Source organism: Zymobacter sp. IVIA_12111.31 C1 (genome assembly GCF_047495495.1).
GTDB lineage: Bacteria > Pseudomonadota > Gammaproteobacteria > Pseudomonadales > Halomonadaceae > Zymobacter.
On record NZ_CP179930.1, the window covers coordinates 1,527,941 to 1,550,465 of the forward strand.

A 22,525-nucleotide genomic window follows, 5' to 3' on the forward strand; every position below is an offset into this window, starting at 1 on the left:
CACTACCCACAACACGGGAAAATGCTTAACACTTCACATGCGTGTGCTGCGTGTGCTGCGTGTGCTGCGTGTGCTGCGTGTGCTGCGTGTGCTGCGTGTGCTGCGTGTGCTGCGTGTGCTGCGTGTGCTGCGTGTGCTGCGTGCACGATGATAGCCTTTAAAGGCAAGCGCAAGTATTTCATCGTAATACCATGAAAATCAGACAACTCCATTTACAATATCAGTTATAATTACATCACAATATCGTCTCGCCCCATTATTTCCATACCCATTCACTTTCTATTGACACCAAAACAATATTCAATTTATATCCTTTGTAAAATAATCATTATTATTTATCGCAATATAGGTATTATAATCAACCTACCCTACATTTTTCATGTATAGCATTACCGCTGGGTATGGGTATGGGTATGGGTATGGGTATGGGTATGGGTATGGGTATGGGTATGGGTATGGGTATGGGTATGGGTATGGGTATGGGTATGGGTATGGGTATGGGTATGGGTATGGGTATGGGTATGGGTATGGGTAATATTTCACTCATCATTGATAAAATAAAACGTTAGTCATGAAAAATTTAAACCACCCAATGCATCTCAATTATATTTCATTATTATGGCGTAAAATATACGAAGAGATAGTCCTCTCCATAGAGGGTATCAACGATTTCCAGCAGCATTATTATGGATAAAAATGATCATTATTATCGTAGTATTCAAAGACGTTCCATCACCCCATTATCAATCCTAAAATACAGAACGCCAATCAGGGAGTGATTCTCAGAAAAATAACAATAAGAGAACTTAGTCGGCAGGTAAGGCACAGTTCACGACCTCTTCAGGGCAGTTCTGCATCGCGTCAAGCGCAGCCGCTCGCTGACGAGAAGCCCCCGCAAGACAGTCGGCATAACTCATGGCATAGAGGGAGCCACCACGCCCGGCATAGGACTGAAACTGGCAGTCAGCTTCTTGATACGCACGCCAGCGCTGCTGGGCCGTTTCAAGCAACTGGCGCTGGGCTGCATCAGAGGTATGCTTCAGCACCGCTGAATAGGAAGCGTCCAAGGTGGTTTCTGCTTGGCGATAGTCAGCATAGGCACAGGCATTCATTTCAGCCTGAGTTTGAGCATCAGCGCACTCGAGCGCTTCAACCGAGTGCAGCGGCATGAGAACCAGCAGTGCAACAGCAAGTGCCTTCATTGGAAACACCTTCCACACGGGTTGCGCAACGCCACTCAACCGTCAACCGGCGATAAAAATGACTATTGCCACCTTACTACCGACACTGCCAGACGATGTCAACTACAGCAGAACGCTATGCGGAAGGGGCAACGATAGCCTGAAAGTGGTCGGGAAGCCGCATGGGACGCTGGGTGTCTGCGCTAACACAGGCAACATGCACCTGCCCTTCGCACAGGCATTCGCCGTCTTTTAACACTCGCTGCGTGAAGGTAATGCGTGTGCGCTGACAGGCCGTGACGGAGGTTTCGACCACAAGCTGATCATCAAGCATGGCCGGTCGCAGATAGCGACATTCCAGTCGGCTAACGACCAGCTGTACCCCTTGTGCCAGAAGCTCACCCTGCTGAAGATTCAGGTCCCGCAACCATTCCGTACGCCCACGTTCCATAAAGCGCAGGTAGTTGGCATAGAACACAATACCGCCCGCATCGGTATCTTCGATGTACACCCGAATCGGGCATTCGTTGACATGGCTCATCAGCCGTTCCCCTGTTCTGACGCTTCGCGGTCGGTCGGGTCGATTCCGAAGTGAAGATAGGCCTGTCGCGTGACCATGCGGCCTCGAGCCGTTCTCAAGATGAAGCCTTGCTGGATCAGATAAGGCTCAAGCACATCCTCAATGGTATCGCGCTCTTCGCTGATCGCGGCAGCCAAGCTATCGACCCCTACTGGTCCACCCTCGAACTTATCGATCATGGTCATCAGCAACCGACGGTCCATATGATCTAACCCGTGGCGATCCACATGCAGCATATTCAGCGCCTGATCGGCAATGTCGGCATTGAGGCGCCCATCACTGCGCACTTCCGCGAAGTCGCGTACGCGACGCAGCAGGCGGTTGGCGATACGCGGGGTGCCGCGCGCACGGCGTGCAATTTCAGCTGCACCTTCCTCATCGGCATCAACGCCAAGCAAACGTGCAGAGCGCGATACGATATGGGTCAGATCCGCAACGTTATAGAATTCCAGTCGCTGCACAATGCCGAAGCGATCGCGTAGCGGCGATGTTAGTAGGCCAGCACGGGTCGTCGCGCCGACCAGTGTGAATTTAGGCAGGTCGATCTTGATCGAGCGCGCGGCGGGCCCTTCACCGATCATGATATCGAGCTGGTAGTCTTCCATCGCCGGATACAGCACCTCTTCCACGGCGGAAGACAGGCGGTGGATCTCGTCGATGAACAGCACATCGCCCGGCTCTAGGCTGGTCAGCATGGCCGCCAGATCGCCCGCCTTCTCAAGCACCGGCCCGGACGTCGACTTGATATCGACGCCCATCTCTTCAGCAATGATGTTGGCCAGCGTGGTTTTGCCTAGGCCTGGGGGACCAAAGATCAAGGTGTGATCCAAACTGTCGCCTCGACGGCGGGCGGCCTGAATGAAGATATCGAGCTGCTCGCGCACACGCGGCTGACCAACATAGTCGCTGAGCTGACGCGGACGAATGGCATGATCAAGCCGCCCTTCTCGAGGCAGCTCGTCAGCGGCGATCAGTCGATCGGACTCAATCATGAGCGCGCCCCTCTAGGCATGTTGCCCGAGAGCTTACGCGTCAGCGCTTGCTTGATCAGCGCCTCGGTGGAATCCGCCGCATCCAGCCCATTCAGCATTCGCGCCGCTTCGGTAGGCTTATACCCTAATGCGATCAGCGCCGCCTCGGCATCGGCATAGTGATCGGAAGCCACATCCGCGGGCGCAGCGTCCTCGTCAAGCACTGCCAACATGTCTCCGCCCTGCGGAACACCCATTTTGAGCTCAGGCCATTTTTCGAGGCGATCACGCATTTCAATAATCAGACGCTCGGCGGTCTTCTTGCCGACACCGGGCAGTTGGGTCAGTGCTTTGGTGTCGCTATCCAGCAGACAGCGCACCAGCTGGGCACGGTCCATTCCCGACAAAATCGCCAGTGCCATGCGTGGCCCTACGCCGGAAATTTTGATCAGTTCACGGAAAAGGCGTCGTTCAGTGTCATTGCTAAAGCCATACAGCAGCTGCGCGTCTTCGCGCACCACCATATGAGTGAACAGTACCGCGGTCTCTCCCAGCGCAGGCAGCGCCAGAATGGTATTGATCGGCGCTTCGACTTCATACCCCACGCCCTGTACGTCAATCACTACCAGCGGAGGCTGCTTTTCAATCAGAATGCCACGGAGCCGACCTATCATGAGCGTCCTCGTTTATAGGGAAGAAAAAGAGAATAACGGGCAGGAATTACCACGCTTATCGCATGTACTTACTGTACATCAATACATGGCATCAATGAAGGCAGATGATATAGGCGTGCTATGCAGGATAGCCCTTTCCGCTAAGCGCTACGCTTAGGGCTGATAGTGTCGCCAGCTACTGCGGCTGCCTTGTCGACGGGTAGGCGCACTACCTCCTCGTCGCACTAAGCCACGCTGGGTATAGAAATGAGTCAATGCAATGGCCAGCGCATCTGCCGCATCCGATTGAGGCAGTCCTTCAAGGCGCAGCGTCGAGGCGACTAGCCGTTGAACGGCTTCCTTATCGGCACCACCGTGCCCGGTCACACACTGCTTAACGAGGCGAGCGGCGTACTCATGAACAGGCAGTCCATGATTGGCCGCACAAACGATCGCACTGCCACGAGCCTGCCCCAGCTTGAGCGCAGAGTCAGGGTTTTTAGCCATGAAGACCTGCTCAATGGCGACTTCAGCGGGTACATGGCGCGCAATAATATCGCTGACGCCGGCATAGACCTGCGCTAATTTCTGCGCCAGCGTATCCGCCTGAATGCGGATATAGCCGCTGTCGATGTACCGCGGCGAACCGTGGCTGACGTCGATGACGCCAAATCCGGTACGCCGCGATCCAGGGTCGATACCCAGTATGATCACTCGAGCTCCGCGAGGATGGCATCGTCGAAGTCAGCGTTGCTGTATACGTTCTGGACATCGTCCAGATCTTCCAGCATATCGACCAGCTTGATGATCTTGGACGCAGTATCGACGTCGCTGATCTCGCTATAGTTGTCGGGGAACATGCCCACTTCGCTGTCTTCGGCTTTCAGGCCCGCCGCTTCCAATGCGTCCTTAACGTCGCCGAAGCTCTTGACGTCAGTTGCGACATCAATGGAGCCATCATCGTTGATGATGACGTCTTCGGCACCCGCTTCCAGCGCCGCTTCCATGATGGCTTCTTCATCGCTGCCCGCCGGGAAGCTGATGTTGCCGCGACGCGTGAACATGAACGCTACGGAACCAGAGGTCCCGAGGTTGCCGCCGTTCTTGGTGAACGCGTGGCGAACTTCGGAAGCCGTACGGTTGCGGTTATCCGTCATGCATTCGACCAGTACTGCAACGCCTGCCGCACCGTAACCTTCGTAGGTCAGCTCTTCCATGTTGTCGGCTTCGGTATTGCCGGCACCACGGTCAATGGCACGCTGCATGGTGTCTTTGGTCATATTGCTAGACAGGGCTTTATCGATCGCAGCGCGGAGACGCGGGTTAGCGTTCGGATCAGCACCACCCTGACGCGCCGCGATGGTCAGCTCGCGAATCAGTTTGGTAAAGATCTTGCCGCGCTTGGCATCCTGTGCTGCCTTGCGGTGCTTGGTGTTAGCCCACTTACTATGGCCTGCCACAGCTACCTCCTCGAAATGAATGAAAAGGGGTCACTCACCCTGTCGGTCGTGACCCGAAGTGGCACCGGCAACGTCCCCGATGCCTAACCAATGACGCTATATCGCTCAGGCGTCGCGCTTACGCAGACGCAGGTTGAGTTCCTTGAGCTGAGCCTCGCTGACTTCTCCCGGGGCATCGGTCAGCGGACATGCTGCACTCTGCGTTTTCGGGAAAGCGATAACGTCACGAATCGTGCTGGCGCCCGTCATCAGCATGACCAGACGGTCAAGACCGAAGGCCAGACCGCCATGAGGCGGAGCACCGTACTGGAGTGCATCCAGCAGGAAACCGAATTTCTCTTCCGCTTCTTCTTCGCTAATGCCCAGCACTTCGAATACCGCGCGCTGCATATCCTGTTCGTGGATACGGATGGAACCACCGCCCAGCTCGGTACCGTTCAGTACCATGTCGTAGGCGCGGGACAGTGAGTCGCCCGGGTTGGCGCGGAACTCTTCCACGGAGCACGCCGGCGCAGTGAACGGGTGGTGGCATGCGGACAACTTGCCGCTATCGTCTTTTTCGAATGTCGGGAAGTCGACGACCCACAGCGGCGCCCAACGCTGCGTGTAGAGGTTCAGATCTTCACCCAGACGAACGCGCAGAGCACCCAGCGCTTCGTTGACGATGCGCGTACGGTCGGCACCGAAGAAGATGATGTCGCCGTCCTGTGCATCCAGGCGTTCCATCAGCTCGTCGATGACATCCGTCATAAACTTGACGATCGGCGACTGCAAGCCTTCGAGACCGGCTTTGCGATCATTGACCTTGATCCATGCCAAACCTTTCGCACCGTAGATGCCGACGAAGTTGGTGTACTCGTCGATGTCCTTACGCGACAGTTTGGCACCGCCCGGCACTTTAAGCGCCGCAACGCGACCGTTGTCATCCTTGGCAGGGCCAGAGAAGACTTTGAAGTCAACGCGGCTCATCAGATCGGAGATGTCGATCATTTCGAGCGGGATGCGCATGTCAGGCTTGTCGGAACCGAAGCGATGCATGGCTTCGCTGTACGGCATGCGATCGAACTTAGCCGGCAGCTCGACATTCAGCACGCTCTTGAAGAGGTTGCGAATCATGTCTTCAGTAATGGACATGATGGCTTCTTCGTCGATGAACGACGCTTCGATGTCGATCTGAGTGAATTCCGGCTGGCGGTCTGCACGCAGGTCTTCATCACGGAAGCATTTCGCGACCTGATAGTAGCGGTCGAAACCGGATACCATCAGCAACTGCTTGAACAGCTGAGGGGACTGCGGCAGTGCGAAGAATTCGCCTGGATGCGTACGGCTGGGTACCAGATAGTCACGGGCACCTTCCGGCGTCGCACGCGTCAGGATCGGTGTTTCGACGTCGAGGAAGCCGTGTTCTTCGAGGTAGTTACGTACGAAGTGCGTTACGCGAGAACGCATGCGGAAACGTTCGATCATTTCCGGACGACGCAGGTCAATGTAGCGGTGCTTGAGACGGATGTCCTCACCGACCTTGACGTTGTGCTCTTCGAGCTGGAAAGGAGGCGTCTTGGATTCGTTCAACACCTGAACGTGCTCGGCAACGACCTCGATCATGCCTGTCGGCATGTCTGGGTTGCGCGTGCCTTCCGGGCGCAGACGGACGAGACCTTCGACTTTCAGCACATACTCGCTGCGTGAGCGGTCTGCGGTGGCAAAGGCATCGGCCATGTCAGGATTGACGACTACCTGTGCGATACCATCGCGGTCTCGCAGGTCGATGAAAATGACGCCCCCGTGGTCACGACGACGGTGTACCCACCCGCACAGGGTGACGTGCTGGTCTACCAGGCTTTCGTTGAGCTGGCCGCAATAATGGCTGCGCATGTTGAATTCCATTACCTGAATGTGTGTGCAAGACATCGGCATGCAGCGCCCGTGCCGAACACGAGTGCCGCATGCCGATAACTCGTCATGATAACGCTCTAACTGTTTGCGGAAGAGCCACCGCCCCCGGCAAGATTGCGCTTGTTCGAGGTTTTGAAGTCGGTTTCGTACCAGCCATCGCCGGACAGGCGGAAGCCTGATGCCGACACCACGCGCGCCAGAGTGTCCTTATGGCATTCCGGGCATTCCTTCAGTGGCTCGGCATTCATACGCTGTAACTTTTCCAGGGTGGCGCCGCAAGATGAGCACTGATATTCATAAATAGGCATGATACGTTACTCACATCAGTCATGCTCCAGACCATCCCACGTTTCACGACAGTCTGGAAATCGTTTGCAGGACATGACAGTCAGAAGGACATTTTGCCCTATTATAGCGCCTGGTCGCTATCTTTAAGCAAGGTATTGATCGGACTCTACAGAGCTGTTTTCCCCATTGCACGAGGAGGTTGCCATGCATGCCGTCATGCTGGACATCGATACGCTCGCTGCCGACCCCGACCTTTCGCCCATCGAAAGCGCCGTCGACACTCTGACCTGCCACGACTCGACCGCACCGAGTGATGTGGTGTCTCGCCTGCAGGGCGCAGACATCGTCATCACCAACAAGGTTGTCATCACTCGCGACATCATCACAGCCCTTCCTGACCTAAAACTCATTTGTACAGTCGGTACGGGCACGGATCATATTGATGTGGCGGCCGCCAAGGAACATGGGGTCGAAGTCCGCAATGTCAAGGGCTTCGGCACGCCAAGCATCGCTCAACACACGATGATGCTGATGCTGGGACTGGCCGGTCGCCTATTGCCCTACCGTCACGGGCTGGTCAATGGGGAATGGTCCAACGAGGTCAGTTTCACCCAGCGCCTTAAGCTCATGACCCTGCTGGAAGGTCGTCATTTGGTGATCGTCGGCCACGGCGATATCGGGTCGGCCATCGCGCGACTGGCCGAAGCTTTCGGAATGAAAGTGACGTTCGCGGCGCGCCCCGGCAAGCAGGACGATACCCGCCCGGCCCTGTCCACGCTGTTGCCATCTGCCGACGTGCTGTCGCTGCACTGTCCGCTCACCCCTGAAACGGAGGGGCTGATTAATGCCGAGGCACTGGCGACACTGCCGAAAGGTGCCCTGCTGATCAACTGTGCTCGAGGCAAGGTCATCGACAATGACGCGGCGCTGGCAGCACTTAAATCTGGCCACTTGGGCGGGCTGGCACTGGATACACTCGATCAGGAACCGCCATCACAGGATCACCCGACCCTCGCTGCACTTCGCGAAGACCGCTATAACCTGATCATGACGCCCCACAGCGCATGGGCTTCAACAGAAGCGCGCGATACCCTGATCAGCACCATTGCTCACAACATTTCGACGTTCAACGCCAAGTAAACGTCCGCACGGGCGCGGGCAGCATACGTCTGCCTGCGCCATGAACATCGTCCTTTTCCCTAACGAAAGCCTCCCCTGTTACCCCCTGAGCCTGCGGATAAATCTCAGCGCAGCGGTTGACGTTCACTAGTGAGATGTCTAAGGTTGGCACGCCTTTATCCACATTGGCGCGAACAAGAGACCCACTCAATGGAACCTGACCCGTCAAGGCGTAACGCCACTTCCATTCTTTTCCTACATTACTACCGACGTAGACACTGCATCGGATCCCCAGCCTGACACCGTGAATCGACGTTCATGGCTGCTGCACGGGTGGATCTGCAGGAGGCTTCATGAACACGATCGAGCTCATGCCCAGCATTCGTCGCGCACTCGCTCGCCGCGACTTCACTGCACTTAACGACATTCTTGATGATGCCCCCGCGGCAGACATCGCCGAGCGCTTCGCGCGCGAACCCGATGACATCTCGACCCTCTTTCTCAAGGGCATTGCGCTCAAGCACTGTGCCGAGATCTTTTCCTATCTACCTGCCGACAAGCAGCTGCGCATCGCCCAAGAACTGAGCGATGACGAGCTGGCACGCCTGTTCACCGAAATGGACGGCGATGACAGTGCCGATGTCTTTAATATGTTCGAGCCGGTACGCCGCGAGTCGATCCTGCGCCGCATGGCGCACAAGGAACGCGAAGACATGCTGCGCCTGTCAAGCTATGAAGAAGGCACCGCAGGCTCGATCATGACCTCGGAGTACGTATCGATCAACGAGCGCTTGACCGTATCGGAAGCGCTCAACAAGGTGCGCCAGACCGCACCGGATGCGGAAACGATCTATCAGGTTTACATGCTGGACGATCAGCAACGCCTGACCGGCACCATGTCACTGCGTCAGCTGATCCTGGCCGATCCGCTGGCACGCCTTAATTCGGTAATGATCAGCGATGTGGTGTCAGCTAGCTCTGACATGCCGCAGGAAGACGTAGCCCGCATGATTAGCCACTACGACTTTCTGGCGATTCCCATCGTCAATCACGACAACAAGCTGGTCGGTATCGTGACCTACGATGACGCCATGGACGTCGTCGAAAAGGAAACCACCGATGACTTCCACCGTGCGGGGAGCGTGGGGGTGCTTGAGCAGGGCTTGAGCAGCACATCACTGTTCACGCTGTACCGCAAGCGCATCGTCTGGTTGGTACTGCTGGTCTTCGGCAGTCTGTTCTCCGGCGCTGGAATCGCGCACTTCCAAGGGTTGATCGAAGCCCAGGCAGCGCTGGTCATCTTCCTGCCGCTGCTGATTGGTAGCGGCGGTAATGCGGGATCGCAAGCAGCTACGCTGATGGTGCGCGGTCTGGGTACTGGGGAAGTCAACATTCGTGACTGGACATCGCTGCTGGGACGCGAGCTGCTGATCTCATGCGTACTGGGGATCACCATGGCCGTCGCCATCTCGCCGATCAGCTACGCCCGCGGCAACTTTGATGTCGCCTGTGCGGTCGCTATCAGCATGGTTGCCATCGTCATGGTCGGTAGCCTGCTGGGGATGTCTCTGCCGTTTCTGCTCAACCGCTTCGGACTGGACCCGGCCACGGCCAGCGGCCCACTGGTCTCTACCCTGTGTGACTCCTGTGGTGTATTGGTGTTCTTCTCCGTGGCATCGCTGTTCATTTCCGCGGCAACGGGCACTCCCCACGTCAGCTGCGGTTAGCCTTACCGATTCCATCCCCTTTCGACAATGGCACCGCTAGGTGCCATTGTCGTTTCTGCCGACCATTTTCTTTTCACTTCCCTCCCTTTTTTCACTTCCCCCTTTGCATTCCACCATTTCCTTGCTTGCCTTTCAGATAGCGCGCGCCAGCCGTTTTCCGTGTACTGCCACAGGGTTGGATACCGTTCCGATGACCGCGGCACAGCGCTATACCCTACCAAAGCTGCTCTTAAGCGCTTAACGCCCTATTGATGGCGCTATCCTACGCTTATGGCCGCAGCGCATTTCCTATACTACGTGCGTTCTATGTACCGCTATCCGCATGACCCACTAAGGCATGCAATGTCGGCTCACCGCAATTTCAGGTGCACATGCGCCAAACTGTCGTCTACCTTAACGATAAGCGCATGCCGATATAGCCCCTCGCTGATCGGCATTCGAACCATCCGCGCCTATCGCTGTCGATAGCGCAGACGCCTTTTTCATTTACTCTTGGCCTATCGAGGATGCAGCCCCACCCATGGAAGCGCTCAATCTGCTCGTCTTTTCCTACATCAATGCGCCCGCTCACCCTTCCATGTTCATGTTGGGCATGGCGCACTTCTTCGCGACCTATGCAATCTGGGTAGCACCGACACTGCTGATCATCTGCTGGTTACGACGCAATCCAGAACACCACTACATCATGCTGAATGCACTGCTGGCGACAGGAGCGGCATTGCTGGTCAACAACATCATCGGCATGCTGTGGCACCATCCTCGACCGTTTGCGATGCCAACTGGGCACAACTTCCTGTATCATGAGGCTGATCCGTCGTTCCCCAGCGATCACATGACCGTCATCATGACCGTAGCCTTTACGTTCCTGCTGCGTCATCGTGTGCGTTTGCTGGGTCTGGGCCTGGCTGTGCTGGGCACTTTGATCGGCTGGTCAAGGATTTATCTCGGGGTTCATTTCCCGATCGACATGGCCGGTGCAGTCATCGTTGCGTTCAGCAGCGCCTTCATCATCCATGTCTTGAGTCCTCTGTTCATGCCCTCGCTGTATATGCCGCTACGCAGCCTGTACCGTAAGCTGTTTGCGCCTCTGATCAAGCGAGGTTGGCTTTTTCACTAAGCAAGCGATGCTCCGTTCATGATTTACAATGTTGGCTCCATCAATATCGATCACGTGTATCGGGTTCCCCATCTGGTACGTCCGGGAGAAACCCTGTCCAGCCGCAGCTACCGCCAGGTACTCGGTGGCAAGGGAGCCAACCAGACCATAGCGATTGCCCGCGCCGGTGCTGACGTTGCACACATCGGTGCCATCGGCCATCAAGATGCCTGGGTAACTCAGGCCCTCGCCACGGCAGGTGCGCATATCGACGATATCGCCCACTGCCAGGACCTGCTGAGCGGCCACGCCATCATTCAAGTGGATGATGCTGCCGAAAACTCCATCGTTCTGTTCCACGGTGCCAACGGAGCCATGCCGCTAGACACGGTCACGACACCGCTGTCCCGCGGTACGGCCAGCGATTGGCTGCTGGTACAGAATGAATGCGCCCACCTCAAGGAAGCACTCGAACAGGCCCACCGTCAGGGGATGTCGATCGCCTTCAACCCTGCGCCCATGACTGCAGAAGTCGCTCGCCTGTCTCTCGACGGTGTATCGCTGCTGTTCGTTAATGAAGGGGAAGCCATCGATCTGCTAGCCGCGCGCGAAGGCGTCGATGACGCTCAGGTGCGCAGCGACTGCGCTACGCCCGAAGCCTTGATGGCCCGCCTGCATCGCCACTTCCCGTCCTGCGCCTGCGTGCTGACGCTGGGTTCCAAGGGTGCGCTTTATAGTGATGGACACGTTCAGCTGAGCCGTGAGGCCTATAAAGTGAACGCCGTGGATACCACTGCCGCAGGCGATACGTTCGTCGGCTACTTCATGGCCGCAACAGTACGAGGCGCAACGCCGCAGCAAGCACTTGAAGAAGCCGTCGCAGCCGCAGCACTCTGCGTTCAGCAGGAGGGTGCGTCGTCCAGCATTCCAGCACGCAAAGAGGTAGTAGCCCTGCTGGAAGCAACACGCTGATTCGCTCGACCATGGCGGTTCACGCACGGGGATAGGCTTTCTATCCCCGTGTTTTTACATTATTATTGCGCGCAATTTTCGTGCTGCCCTGCGCGTTTCTGTCTGAATGGAGAACTGAGCATGACGATCCCTATCATCTTCGACACCGATCCTGGCGTCGATGACGCCCAGGCAATTTCCCTGCTGATGGCTTCTCCTGAAATCGAACTGGTCGGTCTGACCACGACATTCGGTAATGTGTATGTCGAAACAGCGACGCGTAATGCGCTGCTGCTGACCGAGCTGGCAGGCCAAGACATTCCGGTAGCACAGGGTGCCGCGTACCCGCTGGTCAAAACACCGTTCCCGCCCCCCGCGTGGATCCACGGTGCCGACGGGCTGGGCAACCAGTCGCTGCCCGACCCAACGCGCAAGCCTGAAGCCGTATGTGCAGCACAGTTTATTGTCGACAAGACACGTGAACGTCCAGGTGAAATTACCCTCGTCGCCGTAGGCCCGCTGGGCAACCTGGCTACCGCACTGCAGCTCGACCCGACCATCGTCGATCGCGTCAAGCGAGTTGTCGTAATGGGCGGTGCCGTTCATACCGGCGGTAACGTTACACCGGCCGCCGAAGCCAACATCTTCTCCGACCCTCATGCAGCAAAACGCGTGCTGAGCGCGGCATGGCCGATGACACTGGTAGGTCTGGACGTCACTCACAAGGCCGTTCTTGATCCGGCACGCATGAAGCGCATTGCCAGCCATCAGGGTGAACTGGGCAAGGTGCTACAGCACAGCTTCGATTTCTACGCGGACTTCTACGAAGGCGCGCTGGGCATCGACGGCTGCTGCCCGCATGACAGCTGTGCAGTAGCATGGGTGCTGAAACCGGAACTGTTCAAGACCGCCAAAGGCCATATCCACGTTGTCACCGAAGGGCCGGCGGAAGGCCTGACTCTGATGGCATCCACCGACCGCAGCTACCTTGATGACCGCTGGACACAGGGTGGTATCGTTGACGTCTGCGTCGACATGGACGGTGACGCTATGGCAGCTTGGATGGAAGAAGTGCTGACGGCCTGATAACCCACAGCATTCTTCTCGAAAAAAAGCCCTGTGCTATTGGCACAGGGCTTTTTGTTTCATTCTTTAGGAGCCAACGCCGCACACATCGCCAGGCCTCAGCAAGCAACGGCACGGTTCTACTTTTCAACACTTCCAGTCACCGCCCCGCCCCCGTTACCACAGTTCATCTACACAGCTGTCCGGCAATGCATGCCACAGTGCATCGCGCAGTGGCTCTGGGTGCGTTTCATGCGCCCGTATCAGAATAATATCCAGCAGTACTTGCTCATCACCCAGCGTGACCAGTGTGCCCGCTTCCAGCTCGTCATCAATCAGTAGTTCTGGTAGCCACCCCGCCCCGATGCCCTGCATGATCATCGCTTTCAACACATTGGCACTTTCCGCGCAGTGTGTGGGCTGACGCTCCTGATCACCATGTTGCATCTCCGTGACCGGCAACAGTGACGTCATATGGCCCAGCAACGTTCCCTGCGCATACCCCAGCCAGCGATGTTCTGCACCGGCGGCGCGCTGAACGGGAAGCAAACGGGTGCCACCGAGTCGATGCAGGTCGAAACGTGTTTGCATCTGCTCATCCATCGGCATATTGGCAGGATGGTAGATCAGCCCCAAATCATGGCGATGCAGCATGACCGACATGCCAACCTCGGCAACGTTCATGGCATTAATTTCGACATGGTGCTGCTGGAGCGGGTTATCCGGCTGACACAGCCAGCCCGGATAGAAGGTTGAAGCCAGCGAATGGGCAGCAGCGATGCGCAGCGACAGCAAGGTACCTTCATCAGGTGCCTGCAAGCGCGGCAGACAATCATCCAGTTGCTCGACCAACGCTCTGGCCGTCTGCAGGAACCGTTCTCCAACAGGTGTCAACCGCACCGGTGACGTGGAACGATCGACCAGCGTCCGCCCTATCGTCTGTTCCAGCATGCGGATGCGTCGACTGAAGGCGGGCTGCGTAACGTGCCGCTGCCGTGCTGCTGCCGAGAAGCTGTGTGCATCCGCCAGCGCTACGAAGTCGTCGAGCCATTTCGTTTCAAGGTTCATCGCAGCACGCCTCCGTACGGACTATTGAATGGGAGAAGCCAGGTAAGCCGCCCGAGAGACCAGCTTGCGCCACAGCGGTCGCTGGGTGATTTCGTCAAGCGTAACCTGTCGGCATTGTGCTAGATCGCGCGTCAGCATGGCCTCCACTTCCTGCGCAAAGCCAGAGTCGATGACATAGGCCGTTATTTCGAAGTTGAGCCGAAACGAGCGGTTATCAAGGTTAACGGTGCCGACGGAGGCACTGTGCTGATCGACCAGCATAACTTTCTGATGCAGGAACCCCGGAAGATAACGGTATATCTTGACGCCTGCTCGTATCATATCGCCGAGAAACGAAAAAGCCGACAGGTATACCAACAGGTGATCGGGGCGCTCAGGAATCATGACCCGGACATCGACACCGCGCAATGCGGCAAGCTTGAGCGCATCCTGCACCCCTTCATCCGGCACGAAGTAAGGGCTACTGACCCAGAAGCGTTTCTTCGCCATGTTGATGGCGTTCTGCACCATCAGGCTGGCCGTTGCCTGTCCATCAGCGGGGCCGGTCGGCACAATGATCACCTGTCGATCCTGCGTTTCGGTATGCTGCGGCTGCCACTCCAGTGCCAGAATCTCTTCGGTCGCCCAGTACCAGTCTTCCCAGAACGCCTCTTGCAGCCCCAACACAGCAGGGCCATGCAGGTACAGATGCGTATCGCGCCAAGGGCCTATGCTCGGCTTCTCGCCAAGGTATTCAATGCCTACGTTGAGGCCGCCGACCCAGCCTTCACGCCCGTCTACCACTAGCACCTTGCGATGGTTGCGGAAGTTAACCTGAAAGCGGTGTCGCCAGCCGCGAGAAGACCCAAAACGGTGGATCTCGACACCCGCATCGCGCAGGGTTCGAATGTAGCGCTCTGGCAGCTGATGGCTGCCTAACTCATCGTAAATGAAGCAGACCCGTACGCCCCGCTCAGCACAGTCGATCAAGTGCTGCTGCAACAGCCGCCCTAGGCGGTCATTGCGGACGATAAAGAATTGGATCAGTACGTAATCTTCGGCTCGCTTCAGCCCCTCGAACATGCTGTCGAAGGCATCGGCGCCATCAATCAGCAGATCGACACGATTGCCGGAGGTAAGCGGGGTCATGGAAAGACGTTCGATGGCCTGTATACGGCAATGCGCTTCCTGGAGGGAGGAACGATGGGCATCAAGGTGGCTGCGCACGCGGTGCAGTTCTCGGCGCAGTACATTGTCCCGCTCACCGCGCGCGTTAACGTAACCGTAGAAGCGCGGCCGCCCTAAAAACCAATAGGCGGGCACCGCCAAATAGGGAAAGGTGACCAGCGAAATCAGCCACGCAATGGCCCCTTGTGAGGTACGGCTGGACATCAGCGCCATAACACCGGACAGAACACCCAGTGCGTGAAAGAACAGCACAAATAGCGCGCCGAACAGCGCCAGCATCGAGGTGTCGGATTCAATCACAGTAAGGCGCCTCGTGCGTGAATGGCAGAAAGGCCCAGCTCTGTCAGCGCAATGATGGCAGTGTGGGCATGGCTTCCGGTGATCCCTTTATAACAGCAGAGATCATGGTGTTATAAAGCATAGCGTACAGGCAGAGGATACATGAGGGCACTGGCTTAATCATCCCGCCCACCCTGTGTGAAGCTGAACGACGACTGGCGGGTATGTATTGACGAACGCCCAAAACAACAATGCCCCGCACAAGGCGAGGCATTGTTGTATACCGCCGTTTCATTTAGTGGCGGTTGTCGCTGCTACTATAGATGTTCTCGCGTTCTGCGGGTGTGAACACATCGCATGCATTGCCACCCGCCTCAGCCAATGCGCACTGCTGCTTCGCAATAGCACGACATTTCTTATCGTACTTAGCACGGAAGGCGGCTATGTCCTGTGCGCTAGGATTACGCGGCAGCTCACTTTGCATCGCTCTATAACGGCTGCTCACATCATGGAAAATCTTGCCGCTGTGCAGAATGTCGTCTTCCGGACGGGCCTGTTCATCTTCATAGTTCATCCGACCAGCCCAACTGCTCGCTTCTATTTCGCTCAGGTCCTTAAAATCACCGATCGTGCCTAGCGTGGTGTAGTACGCCGAACATTCCGTACGATCCTGATAGGTATACGTCGCCCCTTTGGCCATAGCGGTCGCAGGCAGCAGTGCGACAGCCGCTGCAATGAACAGTGCCTTCATGAATGTCCCTTAAATGTCATCATTTGTAGCCCCGAAGTGGGACTGTTTTATATTGAAGGAAACGATTATCTACAAAATCAACATGATAATCGACACCCCTCCTTCTTTTTTTTAGTTTGCTTTCTTTTAATGTGTTCTCAATACGGGACGTCAACGCTGGCAGTGGGAACAGTAATAAAGGCGACGCGAGGTAACGTCTTGGCGCTCAATCAACGTACCGCAGGCATGACACGGCTCCCCTGCGCGGTTGAAAACGGCGTGACGCCACTGCGCTCGTTTTAGCCCTGCAGCTTTGAGCGACGTTTGCCAAGCGTCTATGTTGGTCACACCAGCCTGACGCCAAGCACGCTGCGTCACGTCGAGAATAACGTTTGCCAGACGCTCACGCGCCACAGGTGATAGATCGGCCACCTTCCAGTGCGGCATCAGTCCCGCAAAGAACAGAATCTCGGAACGCAGGTAGTTACCGATGCCGGCCAGAAACGCCTGATCCAGCAGCAGGCCGCCAAGCCGCCGCCGAGCGAAGCGTGGCTGTTCAAAACGCTCGAGAATCTGCTCTACCGTTACGCCGTGTGTCAGCACATCAGGCCCGAGTTTTGCCAGAAACGGATGCTCGTGGATCGTATCGCGATGCCATAGCGTGATATCGGTGGCACTGTACAGTTGCGCCACATGGCAATCGGTGGCCAGTGAAACGCGCAATGCGCGCGACAGTGATGGCGGCGCATGCACACGCCCAACGGCCCAGCGCCCATACAGCTGATTGTGGGTATACAGCACATGCCCATCCTCAAACGTCAGCAGCAGCGCTTTCCCCCAACTGTCCACGTGCGTCACCCGCTGCCCAACCAGACGTTTCTCGAACGGTTTGAGATCAGCAAAGGAAAACCAGACGTCTTCCAATGGCGTCGGCGTCAACACCTTGGCAAGGCGATCAGCAATACGGCGTACTTCGGGGCCTTCAGGCATGGTGTCTCCTCCTTTCTTATGGTTGCAATGCTTATAATGGCGAGTCAGCAAGTGACAGCGAATATCGTGCCTACCGCCAGACAGACACGATGGAACGCGCTCGCGCCTCACCATAATCCAGAGCAGCAGAGGCCCGCACCTACGACCAGACCCAGAAAGACAACAGGCCAGCGGTTGCCACCGCCAGCCTGTCGCTGTCGTCATCTAGCGAGCCATGAAGACCACTCAATGAGGCTACTGCAGTTCAAGCTGGCGCTCCTTGAGCATGTGCAGCTGATCGCGCAGCGCCGCCGCCTGCTCGAACTCCAGATTCTTGGCCGCTTTGTGCATCTGATCTTCAACTTGGCCAATGGCCTGCTGCACTTCCGGTCGCGTCATCAATGACAGCGCTTCGCGGTCAATCTGTACGCCAGCCCCCTTCTGCTGCTCGCCACGGCGACGGTTCTTGCGTGCCCCCGGAGCCTGAGCGCCTTCCAAAATATCCTCGACGCTTTTGGTGATGGTCTTCGGTGTGATGCCATGTTCCTTGTTGAAGGCCATCTGCTTTTCACGGCGGCGAGCGGTTTCATCAATGGCGCGACGCATTGAGTCGGTGATGCGATCACCGTACAGGATCGCTTTACCGTGCGCGTTACGTGCCGCACGCCCGATGGTCTGGATCAGCGATCGGGTCGAGCGCAGGAAGCCTTCCTTGTCGGCATCAAGAATCGCCACCAGCGAGGTCTCAGGGATGTCGATCCCCTCGCGCAGCAGGTTGATCCCGACCAGCACATCGAACTTGCCAAGGCGCAGATCGCGAATAATCTCGACACGTTCGACGGTGTCGATATCGGAGTGCAGATAGCGCACCTTCACGCCGTGCTCGTCCAAATACTCGGTCAGATCTTCTGACATACGCTTGGTCAGCGTGGTGACGATCACGCGCTCTTTAACCGCAACCCGCTTGTTGATTTCGGACAACAGATCATCGACCTGCGTCGATGCCGGTCGTACTTCGACCTCGGGGTCGAGTAGCCCTGTCGGACGCACTACCTGCTCGACCACTTGCCCAGAGTGCTCTTCTTCATAGGCACTCGGCGTCGCCGATACGAAGATGGTCTGCGGCACCGCCGCTTCCCATTCCTCGAATTTCATTGGACGGTTATCCAACGCCGAGGGCAGCCGGAAACCGTATTCCACCAGCGTTTCCTTGCGCGAGCGGTCGCCGCGGTACATACCACCGATCTGCGGTACGCTGACGTGCGATTCGTCGATAAACAGCAAAGCATCGGGCGGCATGTAGTCAAAGAACGTAGGCGGCGCTTCACCCGGCGCGTTGCCCGATAGATAGCGAGAGTAGTTCTCGATACCGTTGCAGTACCCCAGTTCGAGCATCATTTCGATGTCATAGCGCGTGCGCTGCTCTAGGCGCTGCGCCTCGACCAGACGATCGTGCTTGCGCAGCCAGTCCAGACGCTCGGCCAGTTCTAACTTGATGCCTTCCACTGCATCGAGGATGGTTTCGCGCGGCGTAACATAGTGGCTTTTCGGGAAGATAGTCATGCGCGACACCTTGCCCTGCACAGCACCGGTAAGCGGATCGAACAAACTGATGGTTTCGATCTCATCATCGAACAGCTCGACGCGAATAGCCTGATCTTCTGCATCCGCAGGAAAGATATCGATCACATCGCCACGCACGCGGTAGGTACCACGGCGGAAATCGGCATCGTTACGGGTGTACTGCATTTCGGCCAGACTACGCAGGAATGAGCGCTGGTCGATCTGTTCACCGACGTTGAAGTGCAAGCGCATCTTCTTCATCAGTTCGGGACTACCCAACCCGTAGATCGCGGATACCGATACCACAATCAGAGCGTCACGACGCTCTATCAGCGCTTTAGTCGCCGACAATCGCATCTGCTCGATATGGTCGTTGATGGACGCATCCTTTTCGATGAAGGTGTCCGAGGAAGGCACATACGCTTCCGGCTGGTAGTAGTCGTAGTACGACACGAAGTATTCGACAGCGTTATCGGGGAAGAACGCTTTGAATTCGCCGTACAGCTGAGCAGCCAGTGTCTTGTTAGGAGCCAGCACGACCGTCGGACGCTGCAGGCGCTCGACGACGTTGGCCATGGTAAAGGTCTTACCCGAGCCCGTGACCCCTAGCAGCGTCTGGTGGGCCAGCCCCGCCTCGACGCCTTTCACTAGGGCATCAATGGCTGCAGGCTGATCACCAGCAGGCGTATACCGGGATACGATCCTGAAGGGCTTGCTCATGAGACGGGCCTCCTCGCTCGACGCGGATGATTCGCTAGTGACAAATGACATACTGCGCTACACAGTATAGCCACTTGGAATACTGTATATATGTTCACTCGAAGCATCTTTCAAGAGCCGGTTTGAAACCCCTTTCGCGGCTCAGGACTTGATGCGGAAACCCGCCTTACGCACCGCGTCTTCGACCGCACGGCGCGCGACACGCCCTTCTACTTCTGCCCAGTGAAGCGCCACTTCGACGTTCTCGACACCGTCGAGTGAGATCAGCGCCGTAGTCAGAGCATTAACGTCGTTGGCGTTCTTCAGCCCTTCCAGTTCCAGTGTGATGGCCATCGAATGGTTCTCTTTGCCTGCGTGAATGAAAAACGGCGCTTCCATGAAAGCGCCTTTACGCCTAAGTGTAACGTTAACGCAGGGGACGTGCCATATCCGCCGACGCCGCCATATATCGTCAATAATCAGGGGGTTGATCAAGAAAACGTATCGCCCAGAAAACCAGGCAACCGTTGCCGATGATGCTTGGCGACGTCGCAGGAGCAGAGGGCCTGCATGCTCTATCCGCGCGAAGAAAAGAAACCGCTCCTCGGCCAGCGGTGCACCACAGCCCTGCTTTTAGCGCATGGTTCATAACCCCGCCCCACTGTCATTGAAGGGGCTTCAGACCACAAAATTGCGGTAGAAAACGTCTATTTTAGAACGGGCAAAAGCAATCACTCAGGTTATGAAACACTCTCTTAGCAGGCCCACTATCTATAGCTATCAGCAACCGTCGCAATCACACACCACCCTATCGCTGTCATTTGCTACGCAGCAGCCTTAGCCCGTTCGCCACAACCAGCAGACTGGTGCCCACATCCGCGAACACGGCCATCCATAGCGTTCCCATTCCTGCAAGCGTCAACGCCATAAATGCCGCCTTGATGCCCAACGCAAGGCTGATGTTCTGGACCAGCACGGCATAAGTCCGCCGGGAAAGCTGGATGAAGGCTGGAATCTTGCGCAGATCATCATCCATCAGCGCCACATCGGCCGTTTCGATGGCGGTATCGGTACCCAGCGCCCCCATGGCAAAACCGATATCCGCGGCCGCCAGCGCGGGCGCATCGTTGATACCATCCCCAACCATGCCGGTCACGCCACGACGCGAGCAACGTTCAACGAAGCGCAGTTTGTCCTGCGGCAGCTGAAGGCCATGCGCGTCGTCGATGCCAACCTGTGCAGCAATGGCACTGGCCGTATGGAGATTGTCCCCACTCAGCATGACTGTTCTGACACCTTGAGCGTGCAGCTGTCGAATGGCGTCGCGGCTGGAATCCTTGACGGTATCAGCGACGGCAAACAGCCCACGCACCTGCTGCCCATCATTCAGCAGAATAACCGTCTTGCCCTGTCGCTCTAGCTGCGCCACGGCCTGCCGAACGTCATCGGAACAGCCCAACGTTTCTTCGGTGAACCGCAGGCTGCCAAGCGCATGGGGCTGCCCTGCCATCATGCCGCGAATACCGCGCCCCACCAGCGCTTCGAAATCCTCGACCTCCTGCAGCGGCAGTTCAGCGGCGGCGGCAACGATGGCCTGCGATACCGGATGATCCGAGTGGCGAGCCAAGCTAGCGGCCAGCGCCTGCACGGCCCGTTCACTGTCGGTGCCGAACACCTTCATATCGGTCTGCACTGGCTTGCCGTGCGTCAGCGTACCGGTCTTGTCTAGCGCCAGCGCCTGTAGCTTACGCCCTTGTTCAAGATAAACGCCCCCTTTGATCAGAATCCCCTTACGAGCCGCGGCAGTCAGCCCACTAACGATGGTGACTGGCGTCGAGATCACCAGCGCACAGGGGCATGCGATCACCAGCATCACTAATGCCCTGTACAGCCATTCCTGCCAACCGCCTATACCCAGCACGGGCGGCAGGATGGCCACGGCTACCGCCACAGCAATGACGACGGGGGTATAAACCTGTGAAAAACGGTCGACGAAACGCTGCGTCGGTGCCTTTGCCCCCTGCGCCTCTTCCACCGCGTGAATGATGCGCGCAAGCGTGGTCGTATTGGCCGCAGCAGTAACGGTGTAGTCTAATGCCCCGGACTGGTTGAGGGTGCCAGCAAAGACCGCATCGCCCACCGCCTTATCGACGGGCATGCTTTCGCCGGTAATCGGGGCCTGATCAATAGAGGTTCGCCCAGCGACGATCTCGCCGTCCAGACCGATCCGCTCACCCGGCTTAACGCGTACGCGGCTGCCCAGCACAACGTCGCCCACAGCCGTGTCCTGCCATGTTCCATCGGCCTGCTGCACACGTGCCGTGTCGGGCGTCAGATTCATCAATGAACTGATGGCATGGCGCGCACTGTCGAGCGATTTTGCTTCGATCAACTCGGCAATGGCAAACAGCACCATGACCATCGCCGCCTCCGGCCACTGCCCGAGCACCAGTGCCCCAGTCACCGCAATGCTCATCAGCGCGTTGATATTCAGATTACCGTTACGAATCGAGATCCAACCCTTTCGGTACGTGGTCAGCCCGCACAGCATGATGGCCAGCAGCGCAGGCACCGCTTCCGCCCACAGCGGGCCCCCTAACCAATGCACGGTTTCCGCGCCCAGCGCTGCTATTCCCGCCAGCTCTAGCGGCCACCACGGCTTGCGCGCTACCGATATCGAGGATTTATCACCATCGTCTTCGGCTATCTCGGGGACGAAGCCAAGCGTGCGGATAGCCGCCAAGATGGATGCCAACGCCTCGGGCTGATGCGTGACCGTCAGTACCCGCTGAATCAGGTTGAATTCAAGCGCCGTCACGGCCGACATACCACCCAGCTTCTTCCGCAATAGCGCTTCTTCGACCGGACAGTCCATTTGCATGATACGGATGTCGGTCCGCCATCCTCCGGCCACGGCCCGAGAGCCGCCGACAGGGGCATAGCTGACGGTAGAAGCCTCGCTAGCGCCGTCATGACAATGCCCATGACCACAGCAGGTAGAAGCATGATGATCGTGCGCGTGGTGTTTTTCCGTGCAATCGTTCATTTCAATCGACTCGTCTA

General features: G+C 57.0%; 21 protein-coding genes. 6 read left to right on the forward strand and 15 right to left on the reverse strand.

Annotation, left to right across the window (positions count from 1 at the left end; all coding sequences use genetic code 11):
* Window positions 1-419 precede the first annotated feature (419 nt).
* Entirely contained in the window at window positions 420-569 is a 150-nt protein-coding gene (locus tag ACMHYW_RS06860) for a hypothetical protein (RefSeq protein WP_414499270.1), read from the forward strand.
* A 237-nt stretch (window positions 570-806) separates the two neighbouring features.
* On the opposite strand, the gene ACMHYW_RS06865 is transcribed toward ACMHYW_RS06860, so the two are convergent.
* The 8 genes from ACMHYW_RS06865 to ACMHYW_RS06900 all read right to left on the reverse strand — a co-directional run bounded on the left by ACMHYW_RS06865 (window position 807) and on the right by ACMHYW_RS06900 (window position 7,049).
* On the reverse strand, window positions 807-1,202 hold the full coding sequence (locus tag ACMHYW_RS06865; RefSeq protein WP_414499271.1) for a lysozyme inhibitor LprI family protein: 396 nt from the start codon (window positions 1,200-1,202) through the stop codon (window positions 807-809).
* A 115-nt stretch (window positions 1,203-1,317) separates the two neighbouring features.
* Window positions 1,318-1,722, reverse strand: coding sequence for a tol-pal system-associated acyl-CoA thioesterase (gene ybgC, locus ACMHYW_RS06870; protein WP_414499272.1), 405 nt, complete (start codon window positions 1,720-1,722; stop codon window positions 1,318-1,320).
* Complete coding sequence (ruvB, locus tag ACMHYW_RS06875) at window positions 1,722-2,753, reverse strand: Holliday junction branch migration DNA helicase RuvB (RefSeq protein WP_414499273.1); 1,032 nt, start codon at window positions 2,751-2,753, stop codon at window positions 1,722-1,724. The genes ybgC and ruvB overlap by 1 nt, the downstream gene beginning before the upstream one ends.
* Entirely contained in the window at window positions 2,750-3,406 is a 657-nt protein-coding gene (ruvA, locus tag ACMHYW_RS06880; protein WP_414499274.1) for a Holliday junction branch migration protein RuvA, read from the reverse strand. Before ruvA ends, ruvB begins: the two co-directional genes overlap by 4 nt.
* 153 nt (window positions 3,407-3,559) lie before the next feature.
* A complete protein-coding gene (gene ruvC, locus ACMHYW_RS06885) occupies window positions 3,560-4,099 on the reverse strand; it encodes a crossover junction endodeoxyribonuclease RuvC (protein WP_027705799.1) in 540 nt (179 codons plus the stop codon).
* The gene (locus ACMHYW_RS06890; RefSeq protein WP_027705800.1) at window positions 4,096-4,845 is read right to left on the reverse strand and encodes a YebC/PmpR family DNA-binding transcriptional regulator; all 750 of its coding nucleotides are present in this window, start codon (window positions 4,843-4,845) and stop codon (window positions 4,096-4,098) included. Before ACMHYW_RS06890 ends, ruvC begins: the two co-directional genes overlap by 4 nt.
* A gap of 105 nt (window positions 4,846-4,950) precedes the next feature.
* Window positions 4,951-6,720, reverse strand: a complete 1,770-nt coding sequence (aspS, locus tag ACMHYW_RS06895; protein ID WP_414499275.1) for an aspartate--tRNA ligase — start codon at window positions 6,718-6,720, stop codon at window positions 4,951-4,953.
* Window positions 6,721-6,818: 98 nt separating this feature from the next.
* Window positions 6,819-7,049 carry an FmdB family zinc ribbon protein gene (locus ACMHYW_RS06900; protein ID WP_027705802.1) on the reverse strand — a complete coding sequence of 77 codons (231 nt, stop codon included), beginning with the start codon at window positions 7,047-7,049 and terminating at the stop codon, window positions 6,819-6,821.
* A 184-nt stretch (window positions 7,050-7,233) separates the two neighbouring features.
* Between ACMHYW_RS06900 and ACMHYW_RS06905 the strand changes: the two genes are divergently transcribed.
* From ACMHYW_RS06905 to ACMHYW_RS06925, 5 genes are all read left to right on the forward strand, one after another.
* The gene (locus ACMHYW_RS06905) at window positions 7,234-8,169 is read left to right on the forward strand and encodes an NAD(P)-dependent oxidoreductase (protein ID WP_414499276.1); all 936 of its coding nucleotides are present in this window, start codon (window positions 7,234-7,236) and stop codon (window positions 8,167-8,169) included.
* 332 nt (window positions 8,170-8,501) lie between these two features.
* A complete protein-coding gene (gene mgtE / locus ACMHYW_RS06910) occupies window positions 8,502-9,875 on the forward strand; it encodes a magnesium transporter (RefSeq protein WP_414499277.1) in 1,374 nt (457 codons plus the stop codon).
* Between the two features lie 520 nt (window positions 9,876-10,395).
* On the forward strand, window positions 10,396-10,992 hold the full coding sequence (locus tag ACMHYW_RS06915; RefSeq protein ID WP_414499278.1) for a phosphatase PAP2 family protein: 597 nt from the start codon (window positions 10,396-10,398) through the stop codon (window positions 10,990-10,992).
* An 18-nt stretch (window positions 10,993-11,010) separates the two neighbouring features.
* Window positions 11,011-11,943 carry a ribokinase gene (locus tag ACMHYW_RS06920; RefSeq protein WP_414499279.1) on the forward strand — a complete coding sequence of 311 codons (933 nt, stop codon included), beginning with the start codon at window positions 11,011-11,013 and terminating at the stop codon, window positions 11,941-11,943.
* Between the two features lie 120 nt (window positions 11,944-12,063).
* Window positions 12,064-13,008, forward strand: a complete 945-nt coding sequence (locus tag ACMHYW_RS06925; RefSeq protein WP_414499280.1) for a nucleoside hydrolase — start codon at window positions 12,064-12,066, stop codon at window positions 13,006-13,008.
* A 156-nt stretch (window positions 13,009-13,164) separates the two neighbouring features.
* Here the strand turns inward: ACMHYW_RS06925 and ACMHYW_RS06930 are convergent, their stop codons facing one another.
* From ACMHYW_RS06930 to ACMHYW_RS06960, 7 genes are all read right to left on the reverse strand, one after another.
* Complete coding sequence (locus ACMHYW_RS06930; protein ID WP_414499281.1) at window positions 13,165-14,055, reverse strand: LysR family transcriptional regulator; 891 nt, start codon at window positions 14,053-14,055, stop codon at window positions 13,165-13,167.
* A 21-nt stretch (window positions 14,056-14,076) separates the two neighbouring features.
* Window positions 14,077-15,501 (reverse strand): cardiolipin synthase, encoded by a 1,425-nt coding sequence (gene cls / locus ACMHYW_RS06935; RefSeq protein ID WP_414501482.1) that lies wholly within the window; start codon window positions 15,499-15,501, stop codon window positions 14,077-14,079.
* 295 nt (window positions 15,502-15,796) lie between these two features.
* Window positions 15,797-16,252 (reverse strand): hypothetical protein, encoded by a 456-nt coding sequence (locus ACMHYW_RS06940; RefSeq protein ID WP_414499282.1) that lies wholly within the window; start codon window positions 16,250-16,252, stop codon window positions 15,797-15,799.
* Window positions 16,253-16,402: 150 nt separating this feature from the next.
* The gene (nei, locus tag ACMHYW_RS06945; RefSeq protein WP_414499283.1) at window positions 16,403-17,221 is read right to left on the reverse strand and encodes an endonuclease VIII; all 819 of its coding nucleotides are present in this window, start codon (window positions 17,219-17,221) and stop codon (window positions 16,403-16,405) included.
* 234 nt (window positions 17,222-17,455) lie between these two features.
* Window positions 17,456-19,483 carry an excinuclease ABC subunit UvrB gene (uvrB, locus tag ACMHYW_RS06950; protein ID WP_414499284.1) on the reverse strand — a complete coding sequence of 676 codons (2,028 nt, stop codon included), beginning with the start codon at window positions 19,481-19,483 and terminating at the stop codon, window positions 17,456-17,458.
* A gap of 141 nt (window positions 19,484-19,624) precedes the next feature.
* Entirely contained in the window at window positions 19,625-19,861 is a 237-nt protein-coding gene (locus tag ACMHYW_RS06955; protein ID WP_232012823.1) for a heavy-metal-associated domain-containing protein, read from the reverse strand.
* Window positions 19,862-20,279: 418 nt separating this feature from the next.
* Window positions 20,280-22,508, reverse strand: a complete 2,229-nt coding sequence (locus ACMHYW_RS06960; protein ID WP_414499285.1) for a heavy metal translocating P-type ATPase — start codon at window positions 22,506-22,508, stop codon at window positions 20,280-20,282.
* Window positions 22,509-22,525: the final 17 nt, after the last annotated feature.